Annotated in this window: 18 protein-coding genes; 6 read left to right on the top strand and 12 right to left on the bottom strand. The window is 42.8% G+C overall.

Annotation, left to right across the window (positions count from 1 at the left end; all coding sequences use genetic code 11):
• The first annotated feature begins 189 nt into the window (after positions 1 to 189).
• A complete protein-coding gene (locus ID165_RS05715) occupies positions 190 to 2,808 on the top strand; it encodes a thiopeptide-type bacteriocin biosynthesis protein (RefSeq protein ID WP_192349414.1) in 2,619 nt (872 codons plus the stop codon).
• Positions 2,809 to 2,820: 12 nt separating this feature from the next.
• Here the strand turns inward: ID165_RS05715 and ID165_RS05710 are convergent, their stop codons facing one another.
• A complete protein-coding gene (locus ID165_RS05710) occupies positions 2,821 to 3,534 on the bottom strand; it encodes a LytTR family DNA-binding domain-containing protein (protein ID WP_192349413.1) in 714 nt (237 codons plus the stop codon).
• Positions 3,503 to 4,609 (bottom strand): histidine kinase, encoded by a 1,107-nt coding sequence (locus ID165_RS05705; protein WP_192349412.1) that lies wholly within the window; start codon positions 4,607 to 4,609, stop codon positions 3,503 to 3,505. The genes ID165_RS05710 and ID165_RS05705 overlap by 32 nt, the downstream gene beginning before the upstream one ends.
• A gap of 948 nt (positions 4,610 to 5,557) precedes the next feature.
• On the opposite strand from ID165_RS05705, the gene ID165_RS05700 reads away from it, so the two are divergent.
• The 3 genes from ID165_RS05700 (at position 5,558) to ID165_RS05690 (ending at position 7,162) form a co-directional block, all read left to right on the top strand.
• Entirely contained in the window at positions 5,558 to 5,791 is a 234-nt protein-coding gene (locus ID165_RS05700) for a MauE/DoxX family redox-associated membrane protein (protein WP_192349411.1), read from the top strand.
• Between the two features lie 47 nt (positions 5,792 to 5,838).
• On the top strand, positions 5,839 to 6,324 hold the full coding sequence (locus ID165_RS05695) for a MauE/DoxX family redox-associated membrane protein (RefSeq protein WP_192349410.1): 486 nt from the start codon (positions 5,839 to 5,841) through the stop codon (positions 6,322 to 6,324).
• A gap of 577 nt (positions 6,325 to 6,901) precedes the next feature.
• Positions 6,902 to 7,162, top strand: a complete 261-nt coding sequence (locus tag ID165_RS05690) for a hypothetical protein (RefSeq protein WP_192349409.1) — start codon at positions 6,902 to 6,904, stop codon at positions 7,160 to 7,162.
• A 53-nt stretch (positions 7,163 to 7,215) separates the two neighbouring features.
• On the opposite strand, the gene ID165_RS05685 is transcribed toward ID165_RS05690, so the two are convergent.
• The 4 genes from ID165_RS05685 to ID165_RS05670 form a co-directional block, all read right to left on the bottom strand.
• The gene (locus tag ID165_RS05685; protein ID WP_192349408.1) at positions 7,216 to 8,535 is read right to left on the bottom strand and encodes a RagB/SusD family nutrient uptake outer membrane protein; all 1,320 of its coding nucleotides are present in this window, start codon (positions 8,533 to 8,535) and stop codon (positions 7,216 to 7,218) included.
• A gap of 323 nt (positions 8,536 to 8,858) precedes the next feature.
• Positions 8,859 to 12,062, bottom strand: a complete 3,204-nt coding sequence (locus ID165_RS05680) for a SusC/RagA family TonB-linked outer membrane protein (RefSeq protein WP_192349407.1) — start codon at positions 12,060 to 12,062, stop codon at positions 8,859 to 8,861.
• The gene (locus ID165_RS05675) at positions 12,059 to 13,819 is read right to left on the bottom strand and encodes a TlpA disulfide reductase family protein (protein ID WP_192349406.1); all 1,761 of its coding nucleotides are present in this window, start codon (positions 13,817 to 13,819) and stop codon (positions 12,059 to 12,061) included. Before ID165_RS05675 ends, ID165_RS05680 begins: the two co-directional genes overlap by 4 nt.
• 472 nt (positions 13,820 to 14,291) lie before the next feature.
• The gene (locus ID165_RS05670) at positions 14,292 to 14,486 is read right to left on the bottom strand and encodes a hypothetical protein (RefSeq protein ID WP_192349405.1); all 195 of its coding nucleotides are present in this window, start codon (positions 14,484 to 14,486) and stop codon (positions 14,292 to 14,294) included.
• Positions 14,487 to 14,609: 123 nt separating this feature from the next.
• Here ID165_RS05670 and ID165_RS05665 point away from each other — a divergent pair, with 123 nt between their 5' ends.
• Complete coding sequence (locus ID165_RS05665) at positions 14,610 to 14,852, top strand: helix-turn-helix domain-containing protein (RefSeq protein ID WP_192349404.1); 243 nt, start codon at positions 14,610 to 14,612, stop codon at positions 14,850 to 14,852.
• On the opposite strand, the gene ID165_RS05660 is transcribed toward ID165_RS05665, so the two are convergent.
• Positions 14,845 to 15,723: a HEPN domain-containing protein gene (locus ID165_RS05660; RefSeq protein ID WP_192349403.1), complete on the bottom strand. Its 879-nt coding sequence runs from the start codon at positions 15,721 to 15,723 to the stop codon at positions 14,845 to 14,847. The genes ID165_RS05665 and ID165_RS05660 overlap by 8 nt on opposite strands.
• A gap of 85 nt (positions 15,724 to 15,808) precedes the next feature.
• Between ID165_RS05660 and ID165_RS05655 the strand changes: the two genes are divergently transcribed.
• Positions 15,809 to 16,189 carry a thermonuclease family protein gene (locus ID165_RS05655; protein ID WP_192349402.1) on the top strand — a complete coding sequence of 127 codons (381 nt, stop codon included), beginning with the start codon at positions 15,809 to 15,811 and terminating at the stop codon, positions 16,187 to 16,189.
• Between the two features lie 615 nt (positions 16,190 to 16,804).
• On the opposite strand, the gene ID165_RS05650 is transcribed toward ID165_RS05655, so the two are convergent.
• From ID165_RS05650 to ID165_RS05630, 5 genes are all read right to left on the bottom strand, one after another.
• On the bottom strand, positions 16,805 to 17,428 hold the full coding sequence (locus ID165_RS05650; RefSeq protein WP_192349401.1) for an RloB family protein: 624 nt from the start codon (positions 17,426 to 17,428) through the stop codon (positions 16,805 to 16,807).
• On the bottom strand, positions 17,418 to 18,722 hold the full coding sequence (locus ID165_RS05645) for an ATP/GTP-binding protein (protein ID WP_192349400.1): 1,305 nt from the start codon (positions 18,720 to 18,722) through the stop codon (positions 17,418 to 17,420). The genes ID165_RS05650 and ID165_RS05645 overlap by 11 nt, the downstream gene beginning before the upstream one ends.
• Positions 18,723 to 19,062: 340 nt before the next feature.
• The gene (locus ID165_RS05640; RefSeq protein WP_192349399.1) at positions 19,063 to 21,201 is read right to left on the bottom strand and encodes a DEAD/DEAH box helicase; all 2,139 of its coding nucleotides are present in this window, start codon (positions 21,199 to 21,201) and stop codon (positions 19,063 to 19,065) included.
• Entirely contained in the window at positions 21,201 to 22,508 is a 1,308-nt protein-coding gene (locus ID165_RS05635) for an ATP-binding protein (RefSeq protein ID WP_225586997.1), read from the bottom strand. The genes ID165_RS05640 and ID165_RS05635 overlap by 1 nt, the downstream gene beginning before the upstream one ends.
• A gap of 2 nt (positions 22,509 to 22,510) precedes the next feature.
• Positions 22,511 to 25,303: a tellurite resistance TerB C-terminal domain-containing protein gene (locus ID165_RS05630; RefSeq protein ID WP_192349398.1), complete on the bottom strand. Its 2,793-nt coding sequence runs from the start codon at positions 25,301 to 25,303 to the stop codon at positions 22,511 to 22,513.
• Positions 25,304 to 25,349 lie beyond the last annotated feature (46 nt).

Below are 25,349 nucleotides of genomic sequence, written 5' to 3'. Positions count from 1 at the left end.
GACGGAATTCCTGAACCGTAACAACCTGCTTTTGAGGCAGGGTTAAAAAAGGAATTAATTGTTCTGGATTACTGATAACCTAAATTAAACACCCTCTATTTGGCACTTTTTTAATACAGGATTCGGTTGTTTATCCCAACTATTGGATCAAAAAAACAGAAGTTGATAATATGAAGAAAAAAAGAAAAAATGGACTTCATATATCGTATGCATTTGTTAGAATTAGATCCATCCAATGAACAAGACATTTTGGATCATTGGGATCAGCTCAAACTTGCAATTTCAGCATCTTCAACTACACTGTATAACAAAATAAAGGACAAGGCCTATTCATCGCTGGATGATAGAGTCAAACTAAAGGTTTACAAATATGTACTGCGGGGAAGGTATAGAGCAACACCATTTGGATATTGGGCGGGGGTAGGCCTCGGAAGATGGGGATCTAAAACAGATCCACTTGTTAAAATTGATACAACACGAATACCTACTCCCTATAATACCCTTAAACAAATTCCGGATAATTTACCTCACTATAAGCTTGTTCACGGGAACGAACTATCCGGGCATCATCTTTTCTTTTGGGCTTATTCTGTTCAAGGGGAAGGATGGGCATTGAGCTATATCGAAAGGACCAAATTAACCGAACTTCTGTTGGCATTATTCAAGTCAAAACGCCTTATAACCTTTCTGGACTTTAAAGGCCTGATTGAAAGCAATAACGATGAGAAAATTCTTACTATATGGAATAATTTAATCAATTCAGGCCTTCTGGTTCTGTCAGACTTTTTTCAATCTTCTCTTAACCAGCACCCAAGTACTAGCATTGGAAACACAACAACCGCTGTTAATCTAAAGCTTACCCATCCCCCTACACTTTCTGCTACTGTACACGGTAAATTGGACAAACTGACTGATGAAATGGGGAAGTTATTTGCGCCTGTAGAAAACACCTATTTAACTCAATTCAAGAAATGGTTTGTCCAGCGATTTGATGACAGGTCAGTTACTTTAAGTGAGTTGGGTACCGTAGCCGTTTTTATTCCCGAATATACGGGCAACAACTCACCAAAAATTACCACTGAGAAACTTGCGGGCTCCTTATGGGTGCCCAATACGACATTGGACTTGCGGGAGATGTTTACCCATCAAAAAATAAGTGAGGTGAACCATCTTAGCATTGCTTATAGAGTCGGAAATAAAGACAACCTATTGATAGAAAACATTGCCTGCAACAGACCATTTGCTTATTCGGGAAGATTCAGCCAAGATGAACAGCTAATTGAATTTCTAAAAGCCAGCCACCTTCCATCTTTTACAAATAAGGAGATTGTCTATGCCGATTTGAATGTTTTCGAATCAGTTAAATCATCTATCATTTCAGAACACCGGACTATATTGCCTTATAGCATTTCAGCCTTTGAACCCGGTGACCAAAATTTCCGAATTGGTGCGGAGGAACTTTTGATAGGTATTCAATATGAACGGGTTTTTCTCTACAGTGAACGATTGGGAAAGGAAATAATCCCGGTACTCCAGCATCCTCTCAACCCTTACTACATCAGTCACCCGGTAACCAGGCTATTATGGGAAATAGCACATCAGGAAAGTTTCAAATTTCTACCCTATTATCATCCTGCCTTTCAGAATGGAAAGTACGTACCCCGACTAATGTGGGGAGACACTACCCTTCAGGCTCAGCGATGGCGTGTAATGGCCAATGAATTTACAGATCATGCCTCACTGGGGAAGGTATTGAAGGCTAAATGTCTGCCGGAGAATATTGTAGCCGGTGAACATGACAGGGAATTATTACTGAACCTTGACGATCCCCGCGACCTTTCCATTTTGGCTGCGGAAATCAAAAGACTTGGTCAATGTGATGTATATGAATGCCTTTGGAAAAACAAATCTCCCTTTCATACTTCTTCGGGAAGCCCTATGTATCCTGAATTTATTTATTCCTGGTTCAATCAAGAGATCGAATTTAAAAAGCCTTTACCCCTAAACAGAATTTTAAAGCAGGATTATGAGTGGATTTATATAAGGATATTTCTTCCTCAGGTATCTGTAATACCATTTCTGAAAACCAGTCTCCCTTCCATCATGAAGGAAATTTTGGATAATTACGAAATCAAAAAATGGTACTTTATGAATTATTATGTGTCCTCCCATGAAATCCGGTTAAGGATTCTGCCGCTCGTTCCCAATGAAGGAATTTCTATTTTTGGAAAAATCCAGCAGATGATTTTAGCCGAAAAAATGGTCACCGGGATTTTACTTACGCCCTACTATCCGGAATATGATAAGTATAGTCAAAGCAGTATGGCTATTTCTGAATCCATATTCTGTTTTGAATCACTGTTTATTCTTGACATCCCCAATTCACAAAATCCTTCCTTTTTAAATGCTGATGAATCGTATAAGGTTCTGCTTATAGCAAATCTACTGGCAGGAATATTTGAAGTGAGCCAACCTGAAGATCAACAGGATTATTTCAAATCCATCATAAAAAGTATCTCACGACAACGCAAAAGAGAAATTCGGAATAAATTTCAAAGCAACCTACCTATGGGCATGGCCGACGCGGTAGACGAAGACTATCTGCAGCTATTCAAAAAACATACGTTTTATCATAAGCATCCCCTCAAAGAGTTTTTTTTGATCAACCATTTACACATGTTTTGTAACCGTGCTTTTCCTGTAGACACCATCGATAGAGAGCAGGAAGTCATTTACTTGATCCACAAAAAATTGCAGACTCTCAAGAATAGTCACTGCCCCGCAGCTATGGTATCGGATCCACGATAAAGAAGTGCTGCCCTAAATCCCCAAATATCTATCAACACTGCCTGCATAGGTCTTGCCTTTAGCAATATAGTGTCCGTTAACCAACTGGATGTCTTGAGGAAACACCTTTACGATTTTATTTATATTTGCCACAAATGACTGATGAACCCTAATAAATTGGTTGTTTGGCAGTTTGGATAAGGCATACGCCATGGTACCCCGCTCTTTGTACTTTGCAGAAGCGGTGACATACTGGGTATAATTTTTAAGTTGCTCAAGATATAATATATCATCGAAAAACACCTTGTTGAAGGTTGCTGAGCCATCCTCCTTCAACAGGACAAAATTCCTTACGATTTTCACCTCAGGCAATCGGGTGTTGGCAAATCTTTTTGTAGCCTTTCTAAGTGATCTGCGGAGCTCCAGATGGGAAACCGGCTTGATCAAATAATCCAACACACTGGCTCCGTATGCCTCTAGCGCATATTCCTTATACGCAGAACAGATTATAACAGGGATATCCAATAATTCCAGGTCTTTTGAAAGCAGCATACCATGGTATGACTCCATTTCTATATCTGTAATCAAAAGATCACATTTTCCCTCTTCTGTAAAATGAAATGCCTTGAACGGATCTGTCTCCGCAAAAGCCACTTCAAAACCCGGGATGGCACGGATCATCTTCCTTAAATATTCCAGGGCCATTTCCTCATCATCAATGAGTCCAATCTTTATTGGTTGTTCCATAGGTAATTGAGATTAAAAGTGAATATTCGGAGCCGGTAAGCTGTTCCTCAACAACGGCTTCCGGAAAATAGTAATGCAGGATTTTCACAATGGTTTTCATGCCAAACCCCGACTTTGGTGTTTTTTGTCGTTGGCTGATGTGATTATGTACCCTGAAAAAAAATCCGTCAGCACCTGGGTCTTCGTCAAACTTGGCTGAAATCAATACCGGGTTGGCCGGTACACGGAATTCGCCATGCTTAAAAACATTTTCCACAATGCTCAACAGCACCATTTTTGGCATGAACAGTTCTTCAGCTCTGAGTAGAACAGCGTCCTCAATGTCCAATTCCACATTCAAATCTGAATATCTTATCTGCTGACAATGGATGTAGGATTTTATTACATCGAGTTCAGTCGCCAGTTCATTTAATTCTCCTATATCTTGATAGGTATATTTCAGAATACTTGAAAACTCGGTCAAATCAATAAAGAGTGAGTGTGAATACCTGGATGATCTTCCGGCTATATCTGTTATTAGATTCATCATAAAATGGGGACTTAACTGAAGTGAATTATGGGCGATACCCAAGCTCTCCAGTTCTACTTCAATGCGGGCTTTGGCCAATTCACTTTTGAAAAATTTATAGAAAACCCAAATGGAAAAAGTAAACACCATGAAGTAGACGCCACGAAGCATTTCCTCTAATAGAAAATAGCTAACAGAATCCTGTATTAAGTCATAATAAAGGAAAATATAATACTTGGATACTAATATCAAGCTCAGAGACAGGATACTCAATAGCATAGCCTTAATAAAACCACCCCGGTAGAACAAACCGGGAAAAAACCAATAGAAAAATACGAATGAGCTTAGTATACCTGCTGCCATATTAGCATTTGCATAGGTAAACCCCATAGACTCTTCCTGCAGTAAATCGGTGCTTCCTAAGTCAAACACATAATAGCATCCCCAAAGAATGCCAATCATAAGTATAGGATGGTCAAATAGATACTTCAGCTTGCTATATAACCACTCCAATCTACTGTTTGTCCCTGAAAATTGTATTGAAAAAACCTTACTTATAGATTTCATAAAAAATCAATTAACTATGATCAACGAAGAAGAATTACGGCATCTTGACCTACAGGTAGGCAATGCCGGGATAAACCGCCCGGATTTATCCATTCAAACAAATAACATCAAAGTTACCGGAAGTATATTCAGGCCGTGTCGCACGACCTTAACGAGGGCTTAGCAGACCCTCTCCTTCCTAATGAAGAATGGTTACAGGCTCACCTCCTAAATGGCCTGTTACATACACTCATTTATTATCAGGCGAAATGCTTTATGCCGGTCCGCCAAACCCGGATGGGAAACCCCTTATCAGCAGGCTCTATCAGTTAGTGCCTGCTTTTTAGTTGTTCTTTTCCCTGAGTGATTTTTTTAATATCACTGACTGGGACACCATGAAATTCAGCATACTTCTGAAAAGTAATCAGTTGAAGCGTTGACTTCCCGCAATTACCCTTTACCTGTTTTATGATTTTATAGGCATACGATCTGCTTCTCCCGTAACCAACATGATATCCTGGACATAAATGACACTTCCTTGATTAAGAATCATACTCTGATCAGTTACTAAAAATGACTATAACGATCTTATAGTCCACCAAAACGCACCCTTGGATATTCTTAAAAAGGCCTTATTGGAATTTAATATACAAAAGTATTTTAACACAACAATAGTTTGAACTAATTAATAATGGATTTATAGCACCATCCTCTCATTACTTGGTTTGTGATTTTTTCTGAATACCCGACAGGAACTTGATTCAGCTGCGCCCTGAGCTACAAAACCCCATATTGGAGTGATCAATCAAACTACATAGGCAAGAATGACAAAAACATCCTATTATCCCTTAAATCCATACCGAAACCCATTCTATGTCCCTGATTCTTGACTTTCAGAGCTATTCTTGCGGAACTTGACACCTCCAACTTAAACCACTTAGTACGTAAGAAATTACAAACCATTTTTATATGGACAAAATCATTTCTACCCTGCTAATCCTCCTCTGGACCTATACCGGTCTGGACAAACTTATCCGCTGGAAGGCGAGCAGGAATGCCTTTCATAACCAGACTTTTCCCAGTGAGCTGGCGGAAGTGCTGGCTTATGCGGTGCCGATAGTTGAATTGCTGATTGCCCTGCTCCTGCTCTTTCCGATTTACCGGAGGTGGGTTTCTCTAGCTTACTTTTTCCCTCACCTCTAATAAGGAAACCGGGCGGGAGCATTTATAAAACGAATAAAAATGAACTAATGAAGACAACCGAAATAAAAATCGATAGCAGCGGCAAACGACTGACCGAATCACTTGCCGAAGCAGCCTCCTTACTGCTGGCTGCACTCTTTGCCTATACTGCGGTGAGCAAGGTGTATGATTGGAGCGGAACGCGGATGGCGATGTATAACCAGGTATTCCCGATAGGGATGGCTGAGGTACTGCTCTATGTATTGCCTGTAGTGGAACTGGGCGTGGCGGTACTACTGCTGGTCCCGGTCTGGAGAAGAATAGGATTGCTGCTGAGTGTGGTGCTGATGGTACTCTTTACAGGGTATGTCGCACTGGTCTGGCTGGGATTTACAGAACGAGTGCCCTGCTCCTGTGGTGGGGTGCTGGGCAGTCTGGACTGGGGGGAGCATCTGGTGCTTAATCTGGTGTTTTTGGCAGTAGCGGTGTGGGGAGTGGTGAGGGAGGAGCACAGAGATGCACAGAGAAAATGTGAGGAGCACGGAGACCTTTAAAGGGTAAGGATTTATTGTTAAGGGTTAAAAGTTCACCTGCAGTGCGTGGTGAGACCACCCTCGGTCGGCAGGGCTTAAATTGATTTGTCTCGTAAACTCTGTAGAAAAGAAGCCTGCCCTCCGGAAGGCGGGGAATGGGTAATATAAATACAAGTTAGGTGAAAAAAGCTATGGCTGGCAAAATACCAAACAAAATCTAAGCCGTCCGTGATGACACGAACGGCGGTGAAAAAGTTTGAAAAATGAAGTTGGAAGGCAGTCAGGAGACTGCAATTTGATAAGCACAAGTCGTGAGACTTTGCGCTAGCTGAGGTACCATTAAAACCTTTGAGATTTGGCAAACCTCAAAGGTTACAAATTAAACGCCAAAGTAAATGCAGCCCGACGAATGCGATGGGCAAGTACGCCAGATTATAAAAGACAACACGGTCCGTGAAGCCACCAGGTGGTTGCCGGACAACAGCAGGGGGCTTAAACATCCGGCCGCCCCTCTCGGAAGGAAGATCTGTCTGGATCCGAGTCAGACAGATGCACCAAAGCGACCGGAGATTAATTAGTAATTTAACCAATACAATTTATGAAACTTACAACAATTAACCTCCTACGCGGAGGTGTATTTTCGCTTGCTGTGGTAGCCGCTTTTGCGTTTACCCAGCCAAAGGGTAACAACCCTGAATATGGAACTCCCGACAATGGGGAAACATGGTATCTTCTCGATGAACTTGTTCCCGGTGAAGATTATCGCTGTATCCCGGGCTCACAATCTTGTACTTTTAGTGATAGCACTATGACAAGTCCAAATGATAGCCCTGTGCATCAGTTTATATTGCTTCCATAATCGTTTGAATAATTTGCCATACAGGACCGGATAAATATCCCGGTCCTGTTTTTTTAATAAAAGCTCAGCTCTCTTTTGGGAATAGGTAAAACGTAGCGCTCAGAATCCGGCGGTAATTCGTACCCTTCTCCCATATAGGATCGCTGGAGAGTGGTTTTAAGCCTCTCATCCGCATTATATCTTCGAAGATCCCCCCACCTTGAACCCCTAAAGACAAGTTCCTTTCTTCTTTCATCCACCAGAATTTGTAATGCCTGCAATTCATCCGTAAACCTCACCGGCTCAAACCCTTCCTGATGCCTATTAACCAAAAGTTCATTTAAAACCTCCGCTGCTTTCAATAACTCCCCACTTCTGATCAGGCACTCGCTATAGATCAAATAAACTTCGTCTACTGCCAGTCCACCAAAAAGAGATATCTCGCCTTGATAGCTCCCCCTGAAATTCACATATCCGGCAGGGGTTGTCCTATAGTAGAGGGACATTCTCAGATCAGTCTCACCATACAGATCCAACAGTTCCGGGTTAACCTGAAATGAAGAAGGGGAATAGACAAAACTATATGCACCTACCTCGCTCATCCAGATGACTTCTTTGTTAAACATTTCAAAAGGGTAACGCAATTCAGCATCCAATCCCCGGTAGTCCAAAAGCTCAACCCCCATTTCAATCACCTCTTCCGCTGCCTTCTGCGCCAATCCGTACTCCTCCCAATCAAGATAGACCCTAGCCATTAGCGCAAATACCGCTTTCTTTCCAGGACGCAAAGGATTATCTGCCATTTCCGGTAGTAACTTTTCTGCCTCTTGCATATCATCCTGTATAATCTGCAGAATCTCCTCTTTTCCTGCCAGCTCCGGCGTAAGGACAATTTTGGCGGATTTCCTGACAGGGATCTTGATGTTCAGGTTCTTTCCGTTCAGGTTGGGTCCGTCCAAAAACAATCCGGAGAGCTCAAAATATGCGTTTGCCCGAAAAAAGAATGCCGTTCCTTTGATTTCCTCCCATCTTCTTCCTCTTTCGTCAATTCTATCCAAAGACTCCAATATTACATTGGCATATTGAATTCTGTTATACAGGTCACGCCAGTCAAAAATCTGGTCATCAATCCGGAACGGATCCATCTGCCAAAAATAGAGGTTTTGTTGCCAGGGCGGCAGGGCATTGATCCCTGCATCATCCGAATAAAACTCACCTCCCATCAATAAAGGCAAAGCGGAATACCGGTTTAAAACACCTGAATTATTGAGCATCGCATCAAGGGCTTCTAAGGAGTCGGGCGTATCGATTGCCTTGGTGGGCTTCTCATCCAAAAACCGGTCACAGCCAGTCAGGTATAGCCCTAATAAAATACATATTAAATATTTTTTCATGTGTCTATATTTTCTTTTCAGTGGTCACATGGAATCTTTGACGGTTAAAATAATCATTGCCCTGTGTGTTTAATGATGATTTTAATCGTGTCGATTTCATGTGTTTATATTTTGTTTTTCAAAGGCCACATGGAATCTCGCAGGGTTTACAATCATCCCAGTGTGTGTCGTTTTCGACATGCTCGATTTCATCTGTTTATAATTTGGTTTTTAATGGTCCTCCCGGTGGCTATCGGGAGGAATCTCGCCTAGGAAATAATCATCCCTCTGTGTGTTCCCGTACGTACGGGATCATGCTCGATTTCATCATGTTATTATTAAGGTTAGAAATCAATGCGTAAGCCCATGGCAGCGCTTCTCAGCGGTCTTACACTGGGATAATCAGGATCTTGGGAGTCATCCGTCGCCTTCCAGAGTATCCCGATATTGTTCACATAGGCAAACAGTTCGATACGTGGCACCGGGAGTCCGGGATTTGTGGTTCGGTTCCAGGAATATCCCGCCCGGATGTCCTGTAGCCGGATGTTGTCCCCTTTTTCCACCAGCACTGAGGAAGAACTGTAAAAACTATGTCTCAGGGTATTCAGCACATCCGGTTGGGAAGGCACATGGGTATCCAGTTCATCGCCGGCATCCCGCCAGCGCAGGCTGTAGTCCGCATGGGAAATCTCCCCCCTGGAAAGTGCCGCATAATCCACAGAGCGGCTGCGGTAGTAATAGCCCAGCCGGTAGGAAATATTGAAGGAAAGGTTCCAGCCCTTCCAGTCCAGTGAGTTTCTTAACGATCCGAAAACGGTCGGCCTTGCAGAGCCGTGAAAACGGAGTGTCTCAGGGGTCATTGAAGAGATGATCCCGGAATAATTGTCAGAAAGCTCTCCATCCAGATACCCAAGTGGGTTTCCATTGGAAGGATCCAATCCTCCCCAAGGATAGGAATAAACCGAAAAGAGCGGACGGCCTTCCATAGGGATCATATTCGAAGCGGAAGCCATATACAATGATGGCGAACTGGCCCCGTCGAAGTAGGTCACTTTGTCCCTTATCCCACTCAGCAGCCACTGGGTACTCCATCTGATCGGGCCTTGGAGGTTGACCGAGTTCAGCGTCAGATCAACCCCCCGGGTAACTGTCCCGGAAAAATTGCCCCGGTACCGGTACATCCCATTGGAATCGGGCACCTCAGAGTCACCGATCAGATCCTCCCCACGCTTGGAATAGAATTCCAGTGTCCCCCCTATCCTGCCGTTCTTTGACTCGAAATCGAGCCCAAGGTTTACGATGCGGATCTTCTCCCACCGCAACTCCGGATTGGGCGGGTTCATTATCACCCCATACCTTAGCCCTGCGATATAAAACCGGCTCGTGGCATAAGTCACCGTAGTAAATGCCGTAGTCGCCTTGTCCACATTCCCGTTGTACCCAAAGCTCGCCCTAAGCTTCAGATAGGGCATTCCTTCCCATCCATAAAAACCTTCCCCGCTCAGAATCCATCCCGCTCCGGCACTCCAGAGCGGCACACCGCGCCGGTTGGTCTCTACCCCAAACAGGTTGGACATGTCCTTTCTGGCACTGGCGGTCAACAGGTATTTATCCCGATAAGTGTAAGCCGCATTTGCAAAATAGGATACATAGCGGTCCACCGTCCCGGAATGGCTTCCATCATAGGGAATCACCAACCGGCTTCCGGGATTGTGGTACTGCGGAAAACGGGTGATATTGTCCACCGGACTGCTCAGGCCGGTGGCATCATCATAGCCGTAATACACCATCCCGTCCCCATACCCCTGCACATCCCGCATTTCCCAGCCACCCAAGGCATTTAGTCGGTGAAAATCCTTTTTCAGCGAGTAAGCCAGATTGGCGCGGAGGTTATGGCTGTAAGATTTTCCGGTATTGTGCGAAAAGCGGCTTCCCCCCGGAATAGGTGTGGAAAGACTACCGTCTTCCAGTATCTGGGTATAACTGTTGATCTGGTGCCGGACTGTAAACAGTTCCTCGGTTTCTATATTCCTTGACTCAGTGCCATTGGTCCAGTATTGGTATTGGACTTGGGCATCCAGTCCCGGTAAAAGGCTGTACTTCAGACCAAGGTTGGCACGGATATCCATGGAAACTGTCCGGTCATTCCGTTTGCCGATTTCATCCAGTGGGATGGACCTCCAGTCGAGCAGCCCGGATCCCCCGGTACTTTCCACAAACCTTGTATTTACACCGGCCACCACGGGAAGGTGGTTGCCCTGATTGTCTGCCAAGGCCTCATACGGATGGAGATTGGGAATTCCCGTATCCGTGAAAATGCTCCCCCTGGCCAGATAAAGTCCCGAGGATATCTCCAGCTTGTCCCGGAGCAGCTTCCAGTCCTGTCTGGCGTTGAGTGTAATCCTATCGGTCTGTGCCCCTATCCGGTCACCTTTGTTGTGGTCATACCCGCCGGAGAAGTTGAAGCGGTATGCATTCCCTCCCCCGCTGACCTGAAACGCATATTGCTGGCGCACAGCTGGGCCATAGTAGTATTCGGCCAATTCCCTGCGGGCATCCTGTCCTTCATACATTGCAATCCGCGAATCTGCCTCCCGGGCTGTGATCCTTCCTTCCCTGGCTGCCAGCAGTGTCTCCACGACCGGAGAAAGGGGGCTGCGCGCAGTGCTGTTGATCCTGGAATTATAGTACCCAGTCTCAAATAGGCGGCGCTCCTGGGCTATAAAATCGGCCATTTCCATCTGCGGCTGGTAGAACAGGTCACGGTTCTCCGTCACCGTAAGGTTCGACTGCACTGATATCCTCAGCGGCTGGCTGTATTTCCCGGACTTGGTCGTGATCACGATCACGCCGTTTCCTGCCTGTGCCCCCCAAATCGACGCCGCCGCCGCGTCCTTGAGTACGGTGATGGAGGCGACATCATTGGGGTTGATGTTGTCAATACTGCCTTCGTAGGGCAGATTGTCCACCACGATCAGCGGCCGCGTATTGCCAAACAGGCTGCTTCTGCCCCGGATACTAATGGGATCATCCCCTGCCGCAGTCCTGTTGAAAACCACGCCTGATGTCACATCCTCCAGCCTGTCCATAAGATTGGTACTGACGCGCCTGTCCACCAGCTCTTGGTCCAGAAAGGCGAAGGAACCTGTGGCACGCTCCCTGGGGATCTCCTGGTATCCTGTGGAAACAACCTCCACCTGGTCCAGCCCGTATTCCTCGGTGGCCAGCATAATCTCCAATCCGGATTCTGGGGGTAGTTTCACCTGCTGTCTGTGGCTTTTGTACCCTATAAAACTGACCACCAGCTTATATTCTCCCGGTGGGAGTTCCAGCCGGAAATTCCCGTCGGGATCTGCAACGACAGACCTGCCGGGTTCTTCTATATACACCAGTGCCCCTGCAAGCGGCTCCCGGGTTTCCGCATCTTTTATCGTCCCGTGTAGGGTATATTGTGTGTCGTTCTGCAAGGCATGGACAGGCAGGCCATGCCACAGGCATATCAGGAACACCACCAGTGTCCTGAACTGTACTGTGTGGTTTTGTCTCATTTTGCAGTTGGGTTGGTGGGTTCTGGATAGGCGGCTTCTGAAACCGGGCGGTTCAGGCAGGTCTGGACCAGCTCGTCCCAGCCTTCTAGGGTATCCGGAAAATTCCCGGTACGGAGGATTTTCCCCCCGCTGTCCAGCAGTAGCTGGGCAGGAAAGGACTGGATCTGGTACTGGCGGAGTACCGGATGTTCCGTACCCCCGGAATACAGGTCCAGGGAGGCAGCGGATGTATAAAGCCCACCGGCCAGACTCTTCTTCCATCTCGCCCTGTCATTGTCTCCCGAGACGGTGACAAAGAGGATATCCGGATGGTCTTTATATTTTTCCATCAGGGGCAGGAACTGGCTTTTGGCAAACTTGAGGCAGGCCCCGCACCCGCTGAGCCAGAAGTCCATAAAGACCAGCTTGCCTTTCCATGATTCCGGATACACGTTATGCCCGTCTTCCCCGATAAATGGCCGGTTTAGTATTTCCCGACCGGCCAGATTGCCACGGTATAGTCTGTCAAGGTATTCTGCCACCCAAGGGTTTTCCGACTGATTCAATGCTTTTACGATCAGGGAATCTGCCTGTGGAAGGTTTTTGTGCTCTCTTATCAGATACAACCCATCCACCTGATCCCGCAGCGCGGGGGGAAGAGTGGCGGTGAGGTTGAAAAACGGGATCCGGGTCAATTGTTCCAACAGACGGTTTTCCAGATAGACAGACTCAGCCCATTCCGCGGGGACTGTTTTTCCTGCTTTCGCAAGGGCCAGATCTTTCCTGTCCATTCCGTGCCGGAGCAGGAGTTCGCCCCAGTCATCGCTTTTGGGGCGGGCGTAGGAGGCAAATTCCAGGGCTTCCCCGCGGAGCCTCCCTGTCCAATACATGCTGAGCCATCGGTGGAATTCCGGGTCAAGTTCCCCTTTGTACCGCGCAAGTTCCCCGAATACCGGATGGCTGGCCCCGGAGGCTTCCAACAGCTGTCCGGCCCTTTTCATGCGGTCGGCGTCGGTTTCCAGCCACTCCATCTTCCGTGTCCATCCCGGCAGATAGGCTTCCTCCACGCGCCTGTATTGGGCTTCCCTTTCTGGGCTGCCGATCATGGCAGCCGCATCGGAGAGGATCATCACCGGGTTCCTTCCCAAGGCTGCCGACCGGGCGGCCTCCTGCAGATGGAGCTGAAGCCTTGCCTTGCCGGCCTGTGGCCCTGAAAACAGCAGCCTGCCGGACTTCCGGTCATACCGGACGGAAAGGGAATCGCCCGGCTGGACCCAGATATCTTCCAACAGGGGCTGGTTTCCTATGAGTAAATGGAGTCTGGCTATGGGCTGGCCCAACGGAAGGCGAACCTGAAATGTCTTCATCCCACCTGTGCCCGTGAAGAACTGGCCTGTTCCCAATGGCAGTGTATCCTGCAGGATAGTAGCATAGTCATAGCGGCTATCCAGTTCCAGCTCCCTGAGCTCATAGTGGAGCGGAGGCAGTATGTCAGCCGATGGACGGATCTCTCCCTTCAGTGTAAAGAATCCCACCACCGAAGCAGAAGAGCCTTCGCCCTCCTGCCCTTGTCCGGAGTGGTCAACCAAATCAAAATCCTCCGGCAAAGTATCGGAGCGGGTTTCCCCGCCCCGATGGGTGTCTCCTTGTTCAGGGGAGACGATGGGGCTAGACCTATGAAGAAAATCCGCCCCGGGTGAATCAGCAACTTGTGCTGGGAGTGTGCTTGTGGGAAGACATAGCAGTCCCACTAAGCAGATGAGTATGTTTTTTTTCATGCTTTTAGATTTTTAAGCTGGAAGACGGGAGACGGGAGACGGGAGACCGAAGTGTGTACCGTCATTGCGAGGAGGTACGACGAAGCAATCTCAGTCGTCAGTGTGACCGTCATTGCGAGGACGAAGGACGAAGCAATCTCAGTGTTTTAAGAGCTAACCTTAATGAGATTGCCGCGTCGGCCTAAGGGCCTCCTCGCAATGACGTGCATATTACCAAGTCTTTTCTCTAGCTTCTTGATTCTCGACTCTAGCTTCAAGACTCTTGACTCTTGCTTCTTGACTCTTGCTTCTTGGCTCTAAACCAGACATAGTTCTTCCACCTTGCTCCAACCGAGCAACCAGCAATTGTTATAACTAATAACTAAATGGTGTCAGCTCTACCGGCTATTCTGAGCTTGCTGACGTGAGTGTGTGGTAACCGATCTGCTCAGGGATGTGCACCTCCCCTTAATCGGTCTTAAAAATCAAACCCTTAGATTGGGTTTTTGGGCTTTAATGGAAACAACAAATCCATAGTGCCACCTTCCTGCTGCGCAGGAGCTGCTATAGGCAAATATACCGGAAGTGCTAGCCCCCCTGTCCCATTGCTGGGGCCTGAGAAGATGCCCGAGCCTCGAATAAAATAGGAGGCTGCACTTCCAATGTCTAAAATCAAATTGACCATCATCCTGAAATTTTAGGCTTCTCAGACCAGCAACGAGGATGATAATTAATCAAATATAAAAAAAATATTAATAAAGTCAACATTTATGTTGACCTATTTTAAGACTTCTTTAGAGAGCTTCAAATTATGAAGGAAGTTGATCTTAATACGTTTCGAATAAAGCTAGGCGAAAATATAAAATTAAGGAGAGAGGAACTTGGCCTAACCCAACCAGAACTTGCCGCTAGGTTGGGAAGCAAGGACAAACAAATGATTAGTAGATACGAAACTGAAGGAGCAAATCCTACTGCTTACAATTTGAGACAGCTAGCTAATTCTTTAGAACTTTCCGTACAAGAATTGCTTGATTACCAAAACAAGGTCAAGTAATTAAATTGTTTAATCGATCCAGTTCTTTAAGGCATAAATCTTCAATTAGAATTTTCATCTGCATTACTTTATCAAGCATCTCTAGCATTTCTGACTCCGTAATCTGAAAATCGAGCTTATATCTTGCGTCAATATATCCTTTCTTCAAATTTTTAAAGATTTGAGATTCAAAATGCTCATCGATCTCCGAAAAAAACAAATTATAGAGATCAGTACTAAGATGCTTAGAATATTCTCTCAAATTTTGAAGATTATGGGATTTAGGCTTGTATCCAGTAAAAACAAGTAAAATAGCAGCATAAAAATGCTCTACTGTTTGATGCAAGTAAAAATTACAAACTCTATAACTTTTTCTTTCCAACGCTTGTGGGGCATCAATCAGAAAATCCTCTCCCATCGTAAACCAAATATCGTAATATTCCTGAGCTCTATCTCGTAATTGTAGGGGAGTCAGCTCAGTGGGCTTAACAAATTCAACTAGTTCTGTATCATAAAGGAGAATCCCTTCTTCAATTATTTGCTTGAAAAAATATTGATCATAAGAAAGCCCCTCATTGATGTAATCAATACTATGAACAAGAGCACTGACAATCCCCATTACAGAATTAATAGACCTATTTTCAATCTTGCTTTTAAGCTCATATTCCTTGATTGAATTATCCTTGGTCACCACCAGAAAATCAAAATCACTCCGGTAAACGAAAGTGACACCATCTTCCACTGTAATATCATCTACCCATTTGCCTTTTGCATAGCTACCAAAAAGAATGACCTTTTCCGGATTAGCCACTTCCAAAATAATATCAAGGGCTTTAGCAATTTCATATTGCTTTTGGGGTGGTAAATGAGAAAGTTGTTTGCTTAAATCCATATCCTAAAAGTAACAAAAATGGAAGTTTGACCAATATTGATTCGAGTTTTCTTCTTAAATTGATAGTGCAACCTGCTTTACTGTCATGAGGAAGCCTCTTCTTATTCTCTACGTTTTATTCTCTACGTTCACACTGCTCTTCACCCAAGAGCGATATGGCCCTTACAAAATCCACGAATTTGTGGACGGCGATACGTTCTGGGTTAAGATGGATGCTGGAAAGACTGAGAAGATCCGTCTAATTGGAGTTGACACCCCTGAAGTTAAATGGGAAGGACTCACCGAAGAACAACCCGGTGGGAAAGAAGCATCAGAATATGTCAAGAATCTATTGAAAAGGAAGAAGGTACTACTAGAATACGATGTACAAAAGTATGACCGATATGGAAGGACTCTGGCATATGTATATCTGGAGGATAGTACATTTCAGAATGCCCCTCTTGCCGTAGTCAGTACCTCATATTGACTGGGAGGGATATGTAATTCCATCATAATATACTTACCATTTTGTAATTGGCTTTCCTACCTCATCCCCCTCCGTCTCCTTAAAGAGAGGGTGATCGGCAAAGAGAGGGTGATCGGCTCTGCTATCATTTTACTATTCTGATTCAGAATTAAGCGAGTTCCGGATTTAAGCCCGGATGGGTGATAAAAGTTGGCTGTTCTACCTCATCCCATCCTTCTCCTTGAAGAGAGGGCGATTGGCAGCGGTAACTGATAGTTTTCAGTATTTAAAAGACATCTGCAATAAAAGGAATAAAATGATACCATCCCAGCGCGCAGTCTGGCCCCTTCGCTAAAAATGTCCTCAGGACATTTTCTTTACGCTCGGTCCTTCCTCCCCTACATGCTGGCCTCTCCTTAAAAATGTCCAAAGGGACATTTTCTAAACAGTCGATCCTAGGGTATTTTTTGGGAAAATGGGAGGAAATGTGAAGGAATTGTGGTGTTTTTTGGTCTGTTTACAAAATTGCCCACCTTGTAAAGTACCTTCTTAATGAGGTGATCTATTGGGTCTTTTCTCTGGGTAACTAATTGCAAAAGGGGGCGCAATTCCACCCTTTTTGCAAGTCAAAACTTGTCAAGACAATCCTAAAATCCCAAACAGCTTATGCATACCAGAATGTCCTCTATCCGGATTCTCAGGATCAAACTCATTACATTTTTTGGAATGCCCTATAGCAGAAGGCAGCCTTTCTTTTAACTTCAAATATATATCATCTCCTTCTCTGGTGTAATATTTCTGTACTTTGGCGTAATCTGTCATATGTTTTCTCAGGCTACGCTCCGCTCTTGCACAATCATCGAAAGGAGCCTGAGTGAATTCAAAGTGAAGCAAGAGCCAAAATTCCATGCATGGTTGATTAATAATAACAGTGACATTCGTAACTGAATCCAATAAGCCCTTATACTTCAAAAATTTATCGAGAGGTCTAGGCTGATCTTTTTTTGCCTCTCTTGTCTCTTTTAAAATCACGTCCATATCGATCATCCATACTACAGTGTCATAGTCATCAGAAAGACTAAGTACCTTATCGTATTGGTTGGATAGTGACTTTTTCTGAGGAATTTCAGGTTTGATCTGAAACAGTAAATCAGGATGGTTTCTTTTGAGCATATTAAGATACCAAGCTTCAGTATCCCCATCTACTACTACGGCAACTACAGGTTTTCCTTTAGAAAGGATATTCTTTTTATTTCTCATGGGTCAGATCGATAAAAAAGTCTCCTGTATGGGGCACACCTCCCAGCTTCCCTATCTTGTAAGCATTATATACATTACTGGTATTTCTGATCACAGAAGAATCAAAATCATCCAAAGAATAGAGCTCAGTAGCACTGCTCTCATTTTTATCGGTAAACCAAATGGCGTCATTTCTAAAGATATCCCTATTGTCCAGAATTTCCCGGTTGTGCGTAGTGGCTATCAACTGGGAATTCTTGGTATTCATCAGGAATGAAAGGATAAAATGATTGTACAGATCAGGATGCAAGGAAGTCTCCAGTTCGTCAATCGGGAAAATAACTGACCCCTTGATCATCAAAGCCAAGAGTCCTGCAAACCCAAAATACCGCTGAGTCCCCTGAGATTCAGCCAAAAATGGTAGCAAATATTTTATGCCACCAACCGTATGTTCAAATTCTAAATCAATTGACGTGGAAATCTGAGAATTCAAAATATTTGTAAAGTACTCAGGATCAATACCTCGATCGAAATGAAATAGCTCTTTGTCATAAGAAACCTCAGATTTTTCTTTATCAATTACTATATCTGAAATATTAAAGTCTGCCCTTTTCAAAATTCGTGAGATATCAGTTTTATATATTTTTCCAGAACTTATTTCACTCAGAATTAATGAATCCAATTCAGTATGAGTCAGTACCAAAGACTTGAGCTGCATTTCAAACCAGTCAGCCACATTCCTTAATTCATTTATCTGGATATTCGTCTTTAGATACCCCCCTAGTACCGTATTATTCCAGAGGGTATTTGATTCCAGTGTCTTTTTGTAAACTTTATCCACGGAAATCTTACTTCCAAATTTGATTTCAGTAAACCGGTTTTCAATATCTGTAGTCCGCCTGAAAATATTGGCTTTGCTCGGATTGTAGAAGGTCAGCTCTTCTGTCAAGACTGCATTTTTATTGAATTCTACGGTATAGGCATACTTTATCTCCTTTTGGATAAATTCAATGGAAAGAATTGAAGGATTATGAGGGGTGTCCTGGTCGAATAGAAAAGGAGAAAATTTAAGCTGCGCTGTTTTCTTTTCCTCCGGTTCCAAGACCAGATCTCTTAGAAAATCAAGCGCCCGAAGGATGGTAGTCTTCCCTGAGGCATTGGCGCCATAAATAAGACCAAGCTTCAAAACCCTGATTCCACTCTGGGTAGTAATCACATATTGATCTTCCAAATGAGAGGAGCTATCCGCTTCAAAAGACAGGATTTGCTTTTCCTTAACAGACCCAAAATTTTGGACACTAAAGTTGAGTATCATCTAGGTGTTTTTAAGACTAACGCTATTAATTTACCCGCAAAAGAGTATACAAAAATACAACGAAAAAAACTAATTTTGGTTATTTTTCATCCAAATATGTAAACAGTTAACATATTTGGATGAAAAAATCTTCAATATCATAATCCCTGAGGCCACTTCCACAGCGCCTTCTGCACCTCACCTAAAATTAACACCTAGGTGATAAGGCTAATTAAAACCCTTAAACAATTTAACTTCAATAAGTTGAACACTATTTTTAAGATTCAAAATGTCCAGTTTTTTAGTGAAAAAACTGGACATTTACGCTATTTTCAAAAGCACATCATGAACTCTAGTCAAGCTATTTTCCATTCCTAACCGGTTGCATTTGATCTAGCAATATTTCCGCTGAATCAAAATCAAAATACTTCTGCTTCAGGAGCATTGTTTGATATGAAATCGGCAAGTATATCGCCCACTTTGAAAAACCCAAAATACTTGGATTGGTTTCAATTTTTTGCTGAATCTTTAAATCTAGTCCTGCTTGTGAAACCTTCCAGCTACCCCAGCGGGACTGAAACTCTTCGAAGGAAGCCTTAATTTCCAGAGCACTTTTTTGTTCTTCCAAAATGGTTGTAATTCCCGCCATATCAAATACGAACTGAATGGTTCTATTAATCCGGCTACCTGTAAAGGTAAATAACTCAAGCTTTTTCTCTGATAGCTTCAAAGGTCTCTGGGTGGCTTGATCTGTGATATTAAAGACCGAAAAGTCCTTCCTCAATATGTTAATCTCACTTTTGCTCTGCTCATCTAAAAATTCATAGATCTCGATAGAATAAAGTATCTCCAACATTTTCTCCCTGACTCTTGGATGTATGGATCCAGCCCCACCAAAGAAGATCGGCTTTTTGCCATCATATGCAGGGATAACTTCCACTCGTTTTGCTTGCTCATCCACAAATTTGATCTTCCAGATCCAGGCAGCAAGCAGAATATTTTCATCTTCTACCAGCTGCGGAGAATAAGGAACCTCTCCGATATTGTTGCCCGCATGAACCACCTTGAAATTATCCTCGGATTCAAACATGCTGTAAAAATTGCGGCTATTGACCAGCTTTTCGCCCTCCACTCCAATAATCACCTCCTGTCTAATCTTTTCCAATAAATCAATTTCGATCAAATGATCAATGATTTCCTTTATCTCACTCCCTTTGATGTGCTTGAACGTGGAATTTGTTCCAAGCTGATCAATTAATTCCGCAATGGGTAATCCAGAATGTCCTTTGGTAATCGACAACGCCTGATGCAGTAAAATATCGAAAGGTTTCTCCGTGACTTGGGGAGGCTCTATAAATCCTTCTCTGTACAACAACCAGCACCCAATAGACTGGAGTAAACTCCATGGTTCGGTAGCATAAAGAAACAGATTACTCTGCTGATCATCTTTCCTGCCACTTCTTCCTACCCGCTGGATCAGGGATGCAATACTGTGGGTGGAATCTATCTGCACCACTTCATCCACAGTACCTATATCAATCCCCAGCTCAAGCGTAGAAGTACAGGAAATACAGAAGTTTTGATAGGTGTTATTCTTGGCAAAGTATTCTACATATTCCCTTACCTGTCTGTCCACAGAGGAATGGTGAGAAAAGTAATTTGGGTGCCCCTTGACCCTGTCGGAGATTTTCTTCAGTTTGACGGCAACCTCCTCCGCCCTACCTCTACTGTTGGGGAAAATCAGAACCTTTGAATATTTGGTCTCTTTGTACAAATCCTTTAACAACTCAAGCGGCAACTCTTCGCCATCAGCTTTGAAAAAACGGAAGACTGCATTTATTTCCTTAGGAGTTCTATCGATCAGGATTTTTGTGCGCTCAACTTCACCTGTAAATGATTTTACTTCCAGAAATTTGTTCACTTCACTCATGGTGGCAGACAATCCCACGATAGAAAATCTTGAACTGTTTACCTGCTGGAGTCTTGAGAGGATTGACTGGAGTTGTATCCCCCTATCTGTTCCAATAAATGAATGGATCTCATCAATAACCACATACCGAAGATTGGAAAAAAGAACCTTAACCTGATATGGACGATTGATGAACATAGCTTCCAATGATTCCGGGGTAATTAAGATTATACCATTGGGATCTTTAACCAGCTTTTCTTTTAGTGTCCTGTTAGCCTCTCCATGCCACTTGGTGACTTTTACATCCAGGTATTTGCAGAGGTCTTCCACTCTTGCGAATTGATCATTGATCAGGGCTATAAGAGGTGATATATATAACACCTGTACTCCCTTATCCAGAAAGTTGACCTTGGATAAAATCGGCAGAAATGCCGCCTCAGTCTTACCTGATGCTGTTCGGGAGACAAGGATATAATTATCCTCTGATCTCATTATCTTTGTGATTGCAGCATTCTGGATTGGCCTAAGACTTTCCCATCCTTTATCCCTGATGAACCTTCTGATGGGCTCTGAAAGCAAGTCGTATCCCATTACAATTCCTCTATCCCATCAAGGGCTGAGTCATCAGGTCTTTCATCATACACTTCCACTTCGCCAAAAAGTTTGCTCTTATCGACTTTGGGGTTTTGCCTGATGATATTGAGAATATTCAAAAAATCACGGATCACTTCCCTTGGCGTAAGGAATTCAGAAGCACCAGGTTGATTGAACAATTCTTCCATAAACTGATGAATCTCGTCATCTGATATATCAATATGGCTTTTATAGTTAAAATCAAAAATCTCTTTCAGCTTCTTGAGCAATACAAATATTTCATTGTGATCCAAAGGAAGAAGCTTAATAACAGGCTGAGCAAAATCCCTAATCTCAGCAGTTTCAAATTTATTTGTTGACAGCCTTGTTTTGAGCGCATCATAGCTAAAGAAGCCCCTTCGCGGGTTTTCTAGAACTTCTTTAGTTCCCGCAAAATTGATAAATAGATTACCCACCTTTCCTTGAAAACAGTCATTGTAAATGGTCAGGATCTTCTCGTAGTTCTTTTCCCTCATGGTAGAGGTGGAAATTTTATAGAGATTGATCGCCTCATCCAGATTGATCATAAACCCACTGTATCCCATGCTGACAAAGAGCTTGCAAAAATTCTTCAGCATATCGTAATAGTTCAGGTCGTTGATCACCTCACGCACTCCCAGATCCTGACGGGCTTCTGTCTTGGTCTTATACTCTCCTTTTAGCCATTTGAGAGCATTTCTTCTCAAGCCTTCCTCATCTTTGATATACCCTTCATAGTACTTCATCACTACTGTCCCAAAATCAAAACCACCAACTTCAGTGATCTCATTGATGGTTTTCATGATATTATTCTGAATTATTCCCAAATACTTTTCATCTCTAATTTCCGTAAGAAGGATAGCATTGTCTTCAGCGGTCTTTGTAATGATCTGCTCAATCCATTTTTCCAGAAGTGTGGGCAATGCTCCACCCTCTGGCTTGGTCTGGATTGCTATGTTATCCATAATAGCCGCATATAAGGCAACTCCCTTTCCGTCATTTGAGTACAGCCTATTGTCCGGAGTAAAGTCAGCATTGGCGACAACAAATTTTTGTTTTAAAGCAACGGTATTCAAAAGATGCAGCATAAAGGATTTTCCGGAACCAAAGTCCCCTATCCAGAATTTGACTATGCTATGACCGTTTTTCACTTCTTCCAATGCAGAAACCATGGCATTGATCTCAGAAGATCTACCCACGGTAATATGTTGAACGCCTATTTTCGGGACGACTCCACCGATGAGAGAATTGATAATAGCGGTGGCTTCTTTTGGCTTAATGTTCATGGTTATTTGGTTGTAATAGTTTGAAAATACATGGCTTCGATAATATAAAAATCTTCATCCTCTTCAATTAAAATATCATCGAGCACTTCATAGCAAGCCTCATTGATACTTTCAATTAATTGATTCCGAAAGACCCCATTTGCTTTCGCAAAAGATTCAATTTCACTAACCGGGATTGAAAAATTATTCTTTGAGAATAATTCCAAAGCTGAATAATGTATAGGCTTAAGCTCAATTTCTTCCAAGAATGGGGATTCACTTACTTCTCCTTTAACTGAAGTAATGTGGATTTCTATTTCCTCTTTCGTCGAACTCATATCAGTGGTTTCCATCTTTATATCTTCTTCCTCATCCTGCAAAAATTCATTGAGCAGCTGCACCGTTCCCGCATGCTGCTGCCTAACCTCTTCAATTGAATTCCGATCCAGCTTGATTCTTTTTCTTTTTATAGCATAAAGTTCCGATACAGCGGAAATAGCTTTATCCAAGTTTTGATACTTCAAAAAATCGTTAACAATAACCCCAAACATGTCCAACTGTTCTTGAGACTTGAAAAGACTTTTCTGAATAGTTTTAGTAAGTTTTTTATTGTCAAATTTGGCAGATTTGAGATCGTGGTCCAGGTAATGCATGTATAGGATCAGAGATGATTCTTTGTCCTTAGTGGCCATGAATTTTGATGCTTCAAAGAAAATATTTTCAATCGAAGGATTCTTCGCATTGACGTCACCTAGGCTCTTTATATCTTCTAAAAACTTTTTCTCATTACCGGAAAAGGTATCGCAAATTCTCTGGAACTCATCTTTCCATCGGCTGGTATTGAGTGCATTGAGCTCTTTTTGGGTTGCTTCATCCGGTTCTGGAATCTTAATAACAAGCTCCCCTATCACGTGCGAAAAAGGAATTGCTATCTTTGCTTCAAACTGCTCGCTAATCAAAGGATCAGAATAACGGATTTCTGTACTTAACTTTCTCCTGTGCCCATAATGCTCTCTGACAGCATTCTCACATAATTTAAAAAGTGTGGTGTAAAATTCATCAGAGGTGTTTTTTACACTCATTTTATAATTCGCGCTACCTTTTCGATATCTAAAGATCTTCCTGGCAATCAGATCGGAAGCTATTAAAAATTCATTTTCCAAATTGGATCCGGATTTTTCACATTGTTCAGCGAAGATTGCGATAGAATCTAGGTAAAGCTGTATCACCTGGAAATAGCAAAATTCAATGCTGCAGAAATTAGTGGTAGATTCCCACAGCTTGTTGAGTAATACTACTTCTTTATCATTTAGCCCAAGTTTCTCCTTGTATTTACTACCAACCTTCCAATAGACATAGTCAGGCTCAGAGTCATAAAAGACTTCGTCAGCAGGTTTTATTTCTATTTTCTGATTTGTAAAATTGCCAGCGAACCCTGATTGTATTCCCAACTCCTTCTTGATGTCATTTAGAAACCTAATACCATATGATCTGGTCTTATAGTAGCTATTACCCAAACTATTGATTTGAGAATCCAGCAAGTTGATGTTTAAGTGATTTCTGTATTCATCCAAGAGATCAAAAAGCAATACAAAGGCATAGTTGGTATTTCCCATGATATCCAGAGAAGTACCATTTAAAAACTTCTGTTTGAAATGATTATAAAAAATCTTTTGCTCTGAGTTGGCAGAATTAAGGTCTGATTTGGAATAGACATATTGGTGAGCCCATGTGGGAACGGGTATAGGGTCAGACTTTTGAGGTATTAAGTCAGCAGTGAAAGGCCCCATGGTTACATCAATAATACTTTCGTCCTCCTTACTATCCTCTAATGAGAAATTTTGACTTGCTATCAATTCGGAACTTATTTCCTCATTACTGGCACCATCGATTTCTCTTTTAATGCTTTTTAGGTAACCTATAGCATAGGATTTTGTCTTACTATAATATGCTCCCAAATTAAACAGCTGGGTTTCCAGTAGACCTATATTTTGATGGTTCTCATATTCGGCCAGTAGATCATGAAGCAAAACAAATGCGTAATTATTATTTCCATTTAAATCCAAAAATGAATTGGCTTTAAACTTCTCCTTGAAATACTGATAAAACAACTTTTGCTCATTCGTTGCCTTATCAATCACATTCAAATTAAAAACATCCCTATCTGGCCAATAAGGAGCCTGGGTAATTACGTTCGGTTTCTTGTCTGAATGCACGGTTTGAATCGGCTTATCTTTTAATCCAAAAATAGTTTCGCCACTCGTTTTTCTCTTATCAGTAATTAAAGTAACTGGATTCGCTCCTTTCTGAGTAGTAAGTCTCTTAATTTGACCCCGATTATCATTAGCAACTTTGATATTTTTAGGTTCCTGAAACAATTCAGGGTGAGCACCTTGAAACTTTTGTATGGATGATGCAATCCTTTTTTTTCTATACCTGCGCGAAATTTCAATGATTATAAAAAGAGCGAAAAACAAAATAAGAACTCCGGCAAAAGGATAAGACTTTTGTTCTTCTACATCTACAATTGGCACCTCCTCTACAGAATCAGCAATTATAGGTTCTACTAATTTCACAAATTTGCTTGAGATGTATCCGACCTTATCTTCAAATTCAATTTTATACCAGTTTGGATTTGACTTATCCAAAACATTTACCTGAGCTCCCGCCTTTGCTACACCTAATGGCTCATTGCTTGTACCAATTCCAGATCTGACAAAAACATCACTGGTGACTTCGTATATTTCGAAAGCAAAAGATTTAATATTTACAGAGAGAATCAGTAAAAGAACTAATGATGTAAAAAATGCCTTCATTTGAATAATCTGGTTAATACTTTATTTAACAATATCAAGCAACTCT

Origin of the sequence: Algoriphagus sp. Y33 (assembly GCF_014838715.1) — a bacterium.
In the GTDB taxonomy this organism is placed as follows: Bacteria; Bacteroidota; Bacteroidia; order Cytophagales; family Cyclobacteriaceae; genus Algoriphagus.
Note: the sequence above shows the minus strand (reverse complement) of the source record. Positions and strands in the feature narration are given on the sequence as shown.

Bases quoted from the DNA above. Each gene is read 5' to 3' on its own strand.
- ID165_RS05680 (WP_192349407.1), bottom strand. From the start codon at position 12,062: ATGAGACAAAACCACACAGTACAGTTCAGGACACTGGTGGTGTTCCTG.
- ID165_RS05630 (WP_192349398.1), bottom strand. From the start codon at position 25,303: ATGAAGGCATTTTTTACATCATTAGTTCTTTTACTGATTCTCTCTGTA.
- ID165_RS05695 (WP_192349410.1), top strand. From the start codon at position 5,839: ATGAAGACAACCGAAATAAAAATCGATAGCAGCGGCAAACGACTGACC.
- ID165_RS05710 (WP_192349413.1), bottom strand. From the start codon at position 3,534: ATGGAACAACCAATAAAGATTGGACTCATTGATGATGAGGAAATGGCC.
- ID165_RS05715 (WP_192349414.1), top strand. From the start codon at position 190: ATGGACTTCATATATCGTATGCATTTGTTAGAATTAGATCCATCCAAT.
- ID165_RS05640 (WP_192349399.1), bottom strand. From the start codon at position 21,201: ATGGGATACGACTTGCTTTCAGAGCCCATCAGAAGGTTCATCAGGGAT.
- ID165_RS05690 (WP_192349409.1), top strand. From the start codon at position 6,902: ATGAAACTTACAACAATTAACCTCCTACGCGGAGGTGTATTTTCGCTT.
- ID165_RS05635 (WP_225586997.1), bottom strand. From the start codon at position 22,508: ATGAACATTAAGCCAAAAGAAGCCACCGCTATTATCAATTCTCTCATC.
- ID165_RS05660 (WP_192349403.1), bottom strand. From the start codon at position 15,723: ATGGATTTAAGCAAACAACTTTCTCATTTACCACCCCAAAAGCAATAT.
- ID165_RS05670 (WP_192349405.1), bottom strand. From the start codon at position 14,486: ATGATGGTCAATTTGATTTTAGACATTGGAAGTGCAGCCTCCTATTTT.
- ID165_RS05645 (WP_192349400.1), bottom strand. From the start codon at position 18,722: ATGATACTCAACTTTAGTGTCCAAAATTTTGGGTCTGTTAAGGAAAAG.
- ID165_RS05700 (WP_192349411.1), top strand. From the start codon at position 5,558: ATGGACAAAATCATTTCTACCCTGCTAATCCTCCTCTGGACCTATACC.
- ID165_RS05675 (WP_192349406.1), bottom strand. From the start codon at position 13,819: ATGAAAAAAAACATACTCATCTGCTTAGTGGGACTGCTATGTCTTCCC.
- ID165_RS05650 (WP_192349401.1), bottom strand. From the start codon at position 17,428: ATGAGAAATAAAAAGAATATCCTTTCTAAAGGAAAACCTGTAGTTGCC.
- ID165_RS05665 (WP_192349404.1), top strand. From the start codon at position 14,610: ATGAAGGAAGTTGATCTTAATACGTTTCGAATAAAGCTAGGCGAAAAT.
- ID165_RS05685 (WP_192349408.1), bottom strand. From the start codon at position 8,535: ATGAAAAAATATTTAATATGTATTTTATTAGGGCTATACCTGACTGGC.
- ID165_RS05705 (WP_192349412.1), bottom strand. From the start codon at position 4,609: ATGAAATCTATAAGTAAGGTTTTTTCAATACAATTTTCAGGGACAAAC.
- ID165_RS05655 (WP_192349402.1), top strand. From the start codon at position 15,809: ATGAGGAAGCCTCTTCTTATTCTCTACGTTTTATTCTCTACGTTCACA.